This window comes from Mesobacillus maritimus (assembly GCF_019749255.1).
In the GTDB taxonomy this organism is placed as follows: domain Bacteria; phylum Bacillota; class Bacilli; order Bacillales; family Cytobacillaceae; genus Mesobacillus_B; species Mesobacillus_B maritimus_A.
Genome location: NZ_JACWFH010000011.1, coordinates 49,223 through 58,824 on the forward strand (window position 1 = coordinate 49,223; position 9,602 = coordinate 58,824).

5 protein-coding genes and 14 tRNA genes are annotated in these 9,602 nt (G+C 40.5%); all 19 read right to left on the reverse strand.

What is annotated here, in order from left to right; translation table 11 throughout:
* Positions 1-49: 49 nt before the first annotated feature.
* The 19 genes from H0185_RS10355 to H0185_RS10445 all read right to left on the reverse strand — a co-directional run bounded on the left by H0185_RS10355 (position 50) and on the right by H0185_RS10445 (position 9,597).
* On the reverse strand, positions 50-2,446 hold the full coding sequence (locus H0185_RS10355; RefSeq protein WP_221873442.1) for a glycogen/starch/alpha-glucan phosphorylase: 2,397 nt from the start codon (positions 2,444-2,446) through the stop codon (positions 50-52).
* A gap of 5 nt (positions 2,447-2,451) precedes the next feature.
* Entirely contained in the window at positions 2,452-3,885 is a 1,434-nt protein-coding gene (glgA, locus tag H0185_RS10360) for a glycogen synthase GlgA (protein WP_221873435.1), read from the reverse strand.
* On the reverse strand, positions 3,882-4,913 hold the full coding sequence (locus H0185_RS10365; protein ID WP_221873436.1) for a GlgC family sugar phosphate nucleotidyltransferase: 1,032 nt from the start codon (positions 4,911-4,913) through the stop codon (positions 3,882-3,884). Before H0185_RS10365 ends, glgA begins: the two co-directional genes overlap by 4 nt.
* Positions 4,914-4,931: 18 nt before the next feature.
* Positions 4,932-6,077 (reverse strand): glucose-1-phosphate adenylyltransferase, encoded by a 1,146-nt coding sequence (locus H0185_RS10370; RefSeq protein ID WP_281427602.1) that lies wholly within the window; start codon positions 6,075-6,077, stop codon positions 4,932-4,934.
* Positions 5,995-7,953 (reverse strand): 1,4-alpha-glucan branching protein GlgB, encoded by a 1,959-nt coding sequence (gene glgB / locus H0185_RS10375; RefSeq protein WP_221873437.1) that lies wholly within the window; start codon positions 7,951-7,953, stop codon positions 5,995-5,997. Before glgB ends, H0185_RS10370 begins: the two co-directional genes overlap by 83 nt.
* A gap of 325 nt (positions 7,954-8,278) precedes the next feature.
* Positions 8,279-8,350, reverse strand: a tRNA-Glu gene (locus tag H0185_RS10380).
* Positions 8,351-8,353: 3 nt separating this feature from the next.
* Positions 8,354-8,444: transfer RNA gene (locus H0185_RS10385), tRNA-Ser, on the reverse strand.
* A 3-nt stretch (positions 8,445-8,447) separates the two neighbouring features.
* A tRNA-Asn gene (locus tag H0185_RS10390) sits at positions 8,448-8,522 on the reverse strand.
* 16 nt (positions 8,523-8,538) lie between these two features.
* Positions 8,539-8,615, reverse strand: a tRNA-Ile gene (locus H0185_RS10395).
* Positions 8,616-8,619: 4 nt separating this feature from the next.
* Positions 8,620-8,693, reverse strand: a tRNA-Gly gene (locus tag H0185_RS10400).
* Positions 8,694-8,699: 6 nt separating this feature from the next.
* Positions 8,700-8,775, reverse strand: a tRNA-Phe gene (locus tag H0185_RS10405).
* Between the two features lie 17 nt (positions 8,776-8,792).
* A tRNA-Asp gene (locus H0185_RS10410) sits at positions 8,793-8,869 on the reverse strand.
* Between the two features lie 40 nt (positions 8,870-8,909).
* Positions 8,910-8,983 (reverse strand) — tRNA-Met (locus H0185_RS10415).
* A gap of 22 nt (positions 8,984-9,005) precedes the next feature.
* Positions 9,006-9,098 (reverse strand) — tRNA-Ser (locus H0185_RS10420).
* Between the two features lie 42 nt (positions 9,099-9,140).
* A tRNA-Ile gene (locus H0185_RS10425) sits at positions 9,141-9,217 on the reverse strand.
* A gap of 23 nt (positions 9,218-9,240) precedes the next feature.
* Positions 9,241-9,317 (reverse strand) — tRNA-Met (locus H0185_RS10430).
* Positions 9,318-9,332: 15 nt separating this feature from the next.
* Positions 9,333-9,408, reverse strand: a tRNA-Ala gene (locus H0185_RS10435).
* A gap of 28 nt (positions 9,409-9,436) precedes the next feature.
* A tRNA-Pro gene (locus tag H0185_RS10440) sits at positions 9,437-9,513 on the reverse strand.
* Positions 9,514-9,520: 7 nt separating this feature from the next.
* Positions 9,521-9,597: transfer RNA gene (locus H0185_RS10445), tRNA-Arg, on the reverse strand.
* Positions 9,598-9,602: the final 5 nt, after the last annotated feature.

Here is a 9,602-nt window from a genome sequence, read left to right on the forward strand (position 1 = left end):
TTCAACAAAAAAGAACCGACAATGCTGTCGGTTCAACGTTTTTCGTTATTTATTTTATCGGTTTAATTTTCCAAATGTTATTCGCATATTCTTGAATGGTCCGATCACTAGAGAAGTATCCAGATTTGGCGATATTCACAAGGCTCTTTTCTAACCACTTGCTTCTATCTCTGTATGCTTCACTTACTTGTTCTTGAATTTGAACATAGGAAGCAAAGTCACGTAAAACAAAATATTGATCATTATGGTTTAATAAAGAATCATAAATGGCAGTAAACTCACCTTCTGTATCAGGGAAGAAACCATTTACTAATTGCTCTGTAACTTCACGAATCCTCGTATCATAATGATAATACTCTCGTGAGTTATAGCCACCATTTTTCTGAAAGTTTAAAACCTCTTGAGCACGAAGACCGAATAGGAAAATATTTTCTTCTCCAACTAATTCCGTAATCTCTACATTTGCCCCATCTAGCGTACCCACAGTCAAAGCACCATTCATCATAAACTTCATATTTCCTGTTCCGGATGCCTCTTTACTAGCGGTTGAGATTTGTTGGCTAACCTCCGCTGCAGGAAAAATATCCTCCGCTAAGGATACACGGTAATTTTCAAGGAAAACCACTTTCAGCCTGTCATTTACATCAGGATCATGGTTCACCTTGTCCGCCACTGTGTTAATTAACTTGATCACTTTTTTCGCAAAGTAGTAGCCTGGCGATGCCTTTGCTCCAAAAATGAATGTTCTAGGGTAAAGGGAATACCCTGGATCTGTCTTCAAACGATTATACAAGTACATGATATGTAGCACATTTAATAGCTGACGCTTATAGGCATGCAATCGTTTAACCTGTACATCAAAAATTGAATTTGTATCAACCAATATCCCTGACTTTTCATGAATGATTTTCGCAAGCTTTTCTTTATTCGCCTTTTTTATATCCCCTAGTTCCGTTAAAAAAGCTTGATCCTTCCTGAAAGCTAGAAGATTTTCTAAGTTCTCCGTATCCTCAATCCATTTTGGACCAATCGAATCGGTAATAAGATTTGTTAGTTTTGGATTAGATTTTATTAGCCAGCGACGATGGGTAATTCCATTTGTTTTATTGTTAAATCTTTCGGGAAACACTTGATAATAAGCATTCATTTCCCTCTCTTTTAAAATCTCTGTGTGTAGACTAGCTACTCCATTGACACTATGACTTCCGACAATGGCGAGTGGAGCCATCCTCACTTCTCCATGAGCAAGGATTGCCATGCTTTCAATATGCCCCCAGTCTCCAGGGTATTTTTCCCAAAGCTCTTGGCAAAAGCGTTCATTGATTTCCTCTATAATCATATAGATTCTTGGGAGAAGCGGCTGGAATATTCTCATTGGCCATTTCTCTAGTGCTTCCGATAATGTCGTATGATTCGTGTAGGATAGAGTGTTAACAGTGATATACCATGCCTCATTCCACCCTAAGCCTTCCTCATCCATTAGAATTCTCATTAGCTCTGGGACTGCTAGGGCTGGATGAGTATCATTAATATGAATGCCTACAAATTGATGAAATTCTAGAAGACTCCGCTTTTGTTTTTTATAGGAAGAGACAATGGATTGCAAGCTAGCTGCAACCAGTAGGTATTGTTGCTTTAAACGAAGAATTTTTCCTTCATCATGAGTATCGTCTGGGTAGAGCAGTTCAGAAATTGATTCTGTTTCCTTTTTATACCTTAATATATCCGTATTTGCTGTGAATCGCGATGGCTCAGCACTCCAAAGGCGAAGGGTGTTCACCGTCTCAGTCTGGTATCCTATCACTGGTAGGTCATACGGAACAGCTGTTACCGTTTCAGCTTGTAAATGGCGAAACATTAGCTTCCCATTCTCTTGGTAGCTCTCTACTTTCCCCCAAAACGGGATTTCAATCGAATCATCCGATTTTCGCACTTCCCATACATGGCCATGTCTAAGCCATTGCTCCGGAAGTTCAACCTGATATCCGTCTACTATTTTTTGCTCAAATAGTCCGTGCTTATAGCGAATTCCACAGCCATGTCCTGGTAAATTTAATGAAGCTAGTGAATCTAGGAAACACGCTGCTAATCGACCTAGCCCGCCATTGCCAAGCCCTGCGTCAGCTTCAATTTCCTCCAAATCCTCTAAGTCGATGCCTAGTTCCTGTAACCCTTCCATAACCACAGTTTCGATTCCAAGGTTCATTAGATTATGACGAAGCAAACGCCCAAGCAAGAACTCGATGGATAAATAATAGACTTGTTTTTTTCCAGTAGATCGGTACTGTTCATTGGTTTGAATCCAATCTGAACTAACATATTCTCGTATCATATGTCCAAGGGTTTGAAACTGTTCACGTTTCGTACTTTCTCCAAAGCTTGTTCCAAACGTCATTTCTAGTTTCTGTAAAAATACGGCTTTAAACTCTGCTTTATTGGAAAACAGGCTAATCACTCCTTGACTAGGTCAGCATATAATTGCTGGTAAATTTTCGCAGACCGAGCCCAACTAAAGTCCATCTGCATGACATTCTCAACTAACTTGTTCCATGAAGCCGTATCTTCGTAGTAACTTAAGGCTCTATCAATTGTAAAAAGCATGTCATGTGCATTAAAGTTTGTAAATGTAAATCCGTTTCCTTTACCTGCTTCGCCATTGTACGACTTGACCGTATCATTCAATCCACCTGTTTCACGTACAATTGGAATCGAACCATAGCGTAGGGCGATTAGTTGGCTAAGGCCACACGGCTCAAATTTTGATGGCATTAAGAATAAATCTGCACCAGCATACACACGATGAGCCAAGTCTTCATCAAAACCGATAAACACCTTACATTGATTTGGATATTGTGCAGCCATATGACTGAAGAAATATTCAAATTCTCGATCACCTGTACCAAGCACAATCAATTGAACCCCTGTGGCCATGATCTCATGAAAGACACCACGGACAAGCTCTAACCCTTTTTGTTTAGTCAGTCTCGTTACCATAACCATTAAGGGCGTTTCTTCTTCTTCTGGAAGCTCAAACTGTCTTTGAAGTTGCTTTTTATTTAAGAGACGGGCTTTATGGTCCATCGGCCCGTACGTTTTGATTAATGCGATATCTGTTTCAGGATCATACAAATCATTATCAATCCCATTTAATATCCCTAGAAGATCTGATCTCCGCTCTCGCAATACTCCATCCAATCTTTCTCCAAAGTAAGCTGTTTGAATCTCTTCCATATAGGTCGGACTAACTGTAGTAATTTTATCTGCTGAAATCAGGGCTGCTTTCATAAAAGATACATTCCCATGGAACTCCAATTGATCTGGATGATAATAGCGGTCATCTAAACCAAACAAGTCACCTAAAATTCCTTTCGGGAAAATTCCTTGGAATTGCAGATTGTGAATGGTAAACACAGTACGAATGGACTCATATCCCTTTCTGTCTCGATATTGTTCATTTAGTAAAAAAGGAACCATCCCTGTATGCCAATCATGGCAATGAATGACATCTGGGTAAAAATCAATTTCTCTTATGCTATCAAGGATCGCACGATTAAAATAGGCAAACTGCTCCCCTTCATCAAAGTCCCCATACATTTGACTCCGTTTAAAGTAGTATTCATTGTCTATAAAATAATAGGTAACGCCATCAAGTTCGAGTTCTTCAATTCCACAATATTGATTACGCCAACCAACAGCTACAGAAAATTCCGCTATTTTTTTCATTTGCTTCTTATATTCATCAGGAATTAACTGATATTTTGGTAAGATGACTCGAACATCAGTACCTATTCCTTGTAACTCTTTAGGAAGTGCCCCAGCTACATCTGCAAGTCCTCCTGATTTAATAAATGGGACACATTCAGCTACTGCAAACAAAACCTTCACGTATTCACACACTCTCCCTTTGCGATTGAACCCTTCTGTAAAATCCTCGGTACCTCTTTTGTTCCCGCAATGGAGACACCAGATTCCACCTTTACATCCTTATCAAGAATGACATGATCTAAAATACAATTTTCCCCAATTTGTGTTTTTTGCATAATGATACTATTTTTGACAATTGCACCTTTTGCAATTTTTACACCTCTGGCGATAATACTATTTTCAACGGTGCCCTCAATAATAGCCCCATTGGCAATCATCGAATTGTGGACCACAGCATTCTTCGAATAATGAGTAGGTGGTTCATCTTTTACCTTTGTTAAAATAGGTCGATCTTTTAAAAATAGTTGCTTCCAAACCATAGGGTTTAATAGTTCCATACTCGCTAAATAATAATGATCTATTGAGTCAACGGTAAGGGCATAGCCTTCATAAGGGTAATAACAAAGCCTATAGGGGCTATTGATATCCTTCACAACATCCCTCATATTCAAATAGCCGGTTTCATTTCTAGTATGAATCAATTCAAGTAGTAATGAGGTTTTCACAAGGAAAATGTTCAGGGATTCTCCGGCGTTTCGAACTTCAGTAATGTCACAGCCCTGCTCCATATGCCATTCTAGAACTGGATAAAAATCCATATTAAAAATGGTATTGGCACTAGCAATTAAGCAATAATCTTGAGTACTTCTGTTCAGGAAATCAATATTTGCCGCAAAATGTTCAAACGAATCAATTCCAAAAACAGGTTTATCAAGTCTTGGTGAAGGGAAAAAGAATAATCCATCCCGCTTACGGTTAAGATCCCAGTTCTTCCCAGAGCCTAGATGGTCCATCAAAGAACGGTATTCGTATTTTGGAAAGATGGCGACACTCTGTATTCCCGAGTTCACCATATTGGATAAAATAAAGTCGATGAGACGATACCGTCCTCCAAAAGGGATAGCCGCGACAGAGCGGTGTGGCGTTAAATCTTTAAGGTTCTCAGAATATGTGGTCGCATCTATAACACCTAATAAACGTTTTTTCAACTTTAGATACCTCCTGAACTAATTGGTGACCATTTCTTCTAATGTTTCTTCAGAAACGAGAAGAATTTCACCATCAATTTTTGGGCGAATAACGGATCCATCTGGAATGTTAATCCCCGAAGAAACAATAGCCTTTTCGATAAGGCACCCTTTTCCGATAACAGCATCCGGCATAATCACGGATTCTTTTACGACTGCATCTGTTTCAATCGTTACCCCTTGGAACACAACCGTTCTAGAAACATTCCCTTTAATTACACATCCTTCATTGACAAGGGAGTCTGTTAACTTTGCTTCCTGGCTAATGAACTGAGGAGGTTGATTCGGGTTAACTGAATAGATCCGCCAATTTTGGTCAAATAAGTTAAGCTCATTAGAATCTTCTAGTAAATCCATATTTGCCTCCCACAGACTCTGTACGGTTCCAACATCTTTCCAATAACCTTTAAAAGGATACGCAAAAAGGTTTTTCCTATCCTTTAACATCTGTGGCAAAATGTCTTTCCCAAAGTCATGGCTAGAACTTGAGTTTAAGTTATCTTGTTCCAAATATTCTTCAAGCATCTTCCATTTGAAGATATAAATCCCCATAGAAGCTAGATTACTCTTAGGGTTTTTTGGCTTTTCATCAAACTCTGTTACCCTTAACTCTTCATCTGTATTAAGGATCCCAAAACGGTTAGCTTCTTCCCATGGAACTGGAATGACTGAGATTGTTACATCGGCACCCTTTTTAATGTGATGTTCGAGCATCAACTCATAGTTCATTTTGTAAATATGATCTCCTGATAAAATTAAGACATAATCAGGGTTATATTGGTGTAGATAGTTTAAATTCTGGTAAATGGCACTTGCTGTCCCTGTGTACCATTTCATCTCTGTAGATGCCGTGTATGGAGGAAGGACGGTTACTCCACCATCTTTCCTATCCAAGTCCCATGCACTTCCAATCCCAATATAAGAGTTTAGGATTAAAGGTTGGTACTGTGTTAACACTCCCACAGTATAAATTCCGGAGTTTGTGCAATTACTTAAAGGAAAATCTATGATACGATACTTTCCTCCAAATGGGACAGCAGGTTTAGCGAGGTCTTTTGTTAATGAGTTGAGTCGACTCCCCTGTCCGCCTGCGAGGAGCATCGCTACGATTTTTTTCTTTTGCATCAGTTACTTTCCCCTTCCTCTTTTTAACTGGACGAAAGATCGATACCCCAAATGGAGGGATGCTAACTTCAATCGAAAAAGGCCGTCCATGAAATTCAATTTCTTCAGCTTTGACTGTTTTTTTATTTATAACCCCAGATCCACCAAAAGCAGAATCGTCACTATTCAAGATTTCGCGGTACGTTCTGTTGTTGGGCACTCCAATTCTATAATTCGAGTATGTTTCGGGGGTGAAATTACAAACAATGACAAGAAAATCTTCTGGATTCTTCCCTTTACGAATGAACGAAAAGACTGACTGCTGTTGATTATTTGCATCAATCCATTCAAAACCTTCTTGAGAATGATCCAGTTCGTAGAAAGCTTTGTTCAGCTTATATACTTTCAACAATTCTTTAACAAAGAGATTTACTTTCTCATGCATCTCGTATCCGAGTAAATGCCAATCTAGTTGTTCTTGATCTTTCCATTCAGCAAATTGACCAAGTTCTGTTCCCATAAAAGTAAGTTTTTTACCTGGATGAGCCGTCATATACCCCAGTAATAGCCTTAACTGTGCAAACTTTTGCCAATAATCGCCGGGCATCTTATTGAGAAGGGACTTTTTCCCATGAACGACCTCATCATGTGAGAAAGGTAAAATAAATGACTCAGAAAATGCATATAACAATGAGAATGTAACTTTATTATGTTGATGTTTTCTCTGATCCGGACCTGTTTCCATGTATGTCAACATGTCATTCATCCAGCCCATATTCCATTTAAACGTAAATCCTAATCCTCCATCCTCAACTGGCGTGGTTACTTTTGGCCATTCAGTTGAGTCCTCTGCAATCATGGAAGCACTAGGAAAGTGAGATGCAACAGCGGAATTTAACTTTTTTAAGAATTCAACCCCATAAGGATTTACCTCCTGGTTTGAATTTGGCCAGTAGATAATATTTGCCACCGCATCTACACGAAAGCCGTCAATATGATATTTTTCTAACCAAAAAAGAGCATTTGAAATAAGAAAACTTTGCACCTCTGTCTTCCCTAAATCAAAATTAGCTGTACCCCAAACCTCGTTCTCACGGTCAAGATAGTTTCGATAATCATATGCATAGCTCCCATCAAAACAATAGAGACCATGCGCATCTTTACAAAAGTGGCCTGGGACCCAATCTAAAATGACCCCAATACCATTTTGATGACATTGATCAACAAAGGACATAAACTCATGAGGTGTTCCGAAACGACTTGTTACGGAGTAATAACCAGTTCCCTGGTATCCCCAGGAAATGTCGAGCGGATGCTCAGTTAGAGGCAACAATTCAATATGGGTGTACCCGTGGGATAGGACATACGGAATTAGTTCATTTGCTAATTGGTTGTAGGTAAGCAAGGATCCATCCTCAGCTAACTTCCAGGATCCTAGATGGACCTCATAAATTGCCATTGCTTCTGTTCTTATTTGCTTTTTCTCTCTTTTTTTCATCCATTGGCTGTCATTCCACTTGTAGCCGGTTAATGGGTAAACAACGGACGCAGTATTTGGCCTAAGCTCAGAATAATATGCATAAGGATCAGCCTTTAGCTTTATAGCGCCTGATGGATTAGTCAGTTCATATTTATAAATAGCTCCTGTTAAATCGCCGTCGAATAGGAAAACCCAAACCCCTTCTCCATTCACTTTCTGAAATTCAAAACCATCACCATTCCAATTATTAAAATCGCCAACCAACCTTACACTACGTGCAGCTGGTGCCCAAACACAAAAACGAGTATATTTCTTTGAATCATTATTTATGATATGTGCTCCAAATAATTCATAGCTCTGATACAGCGAGCCTTCATGAAATAAATGAAGCTGATAATCCGTTGGATGTGCTAACATCCACACACCTGCCTTTCTACTTTTTCATTACTATTCTAGATTCCTGATAAAATACCTTGCTAACATTGATTAATTTGTTCGCCTAATTTCGACAAATTTTGATAATAGCGCTTCCATTGTTTTAATATCGGGATTTATAATTGTGACAAAACAAAAAACTTTTTTATGAAAAATAATATGTAAAGGAACTATAATTAGTTTGGATCTAAATAGAGGATGTTGTAGAAGATAAAATGATAAGGAATAATAAAACGAAGAGCATTGCAGATGAACAAAAAAAGTCATACAAAAAAGCTGTAGACATAATGTCTACAGCTTTTTTGTATGACCCCTACGGGATTCGAACCCGTGTTACCGCCGTGAAAGGGCGGTGTCTTAACCGCTTGACCAAGGGGCCTTATGGCGGAGAAGGAGGGATTTGAACCCTCGCGCCGGTTGCCCGACCTACACCCTTAGCAGGGGCGCCTCTTCAGCCACTTGAGTACTTCCCCATATGGCTCCGCAGGTAGGATTCGAACCTACGACCGTTCGGTTAACAGCCGAATGCTCTACCACTGAGCTACTGCGGAACGATTTAATTAAAAATGGTGGGCCTAAGTGGACTCGAACCACCGACCTCACGCTTATCAGGCGTGCGCTCTAACCAGCTGAGCTATAGGCCCATAATGGAGCGGGTGATGGGAATCGAACCCACTACATCAGCTTGGAAGGCTGAGGTTTTACCAGTAAACTACACCCGCTTAAAGTGGTGGCTCAGGACGGAATCGAACCGCCGACACATGGATTTTCAGTCCATTGCTCTACCGACTGAGCTACTGAGCCTTAGTTAAATCTAAAAATGGCGGTCCGGACGGGACTCGAACCCGCGACCTCCTGCGTGACAGGCAGGCATTCTAACCAACTGAACTACCGGACCAAAGTATTTTCAAGCAAAGCTTGAAAACAACTTACATTGATTGCGGGGGCAGGATTTGAACCTGCGACCTTCGGGTTATGAGCCCGACGAGCTACCGGACTGCTCCACCCCGCGATAATAATATTATAAGAGTAAATGGAGGAGGAAAGGGGATTCGAACCCCTGCGCGATTTGACTCGCCTGTCGGTTTTCAAGACCGATCCCTTCAGCCGGACTTGGGTATTCCTCCAAGAAAAGAAATTAAAAGTTATTTTGCGTATGCAAAAAACTATGGTGGACCTTGTAGGACTCGAACCTACGACCGGACGGTTATGAGCCGTCTGCTCTAACCAGCTGAGCTAAAGGTCCAGGAAGTCTCTAAATTGAAAATATGGTAGCGGCGGAGGGAGTCGAACCCACGACCTTTCGGGTATGAACCGAATGCTCTAGCCAGCTGAGCTACACCGCCATATTATTTATTCATTGGTGGAGCCTAGCGGGATCGAACCGCTGACCTCCTGCGTGCAAAGCAGGCGCTCTCCCAGCTGAGCTAAGGCCCCATGGTAAATATATTAAAAACAATACAACTGGTCGGGAAGACAGGATTCGAACCTGCGACCCCTTGGTCCCAAACCAAGTGCTCTACCAAGCTGAGCTACTTCCCGTAAAAAATGGCGCGCCCGAGAGGAGTCGAACCCCTAACCTTTTGATCCGTAGTCAAACGCTCTATCCAATTGAGCTACGGGCGCATAAT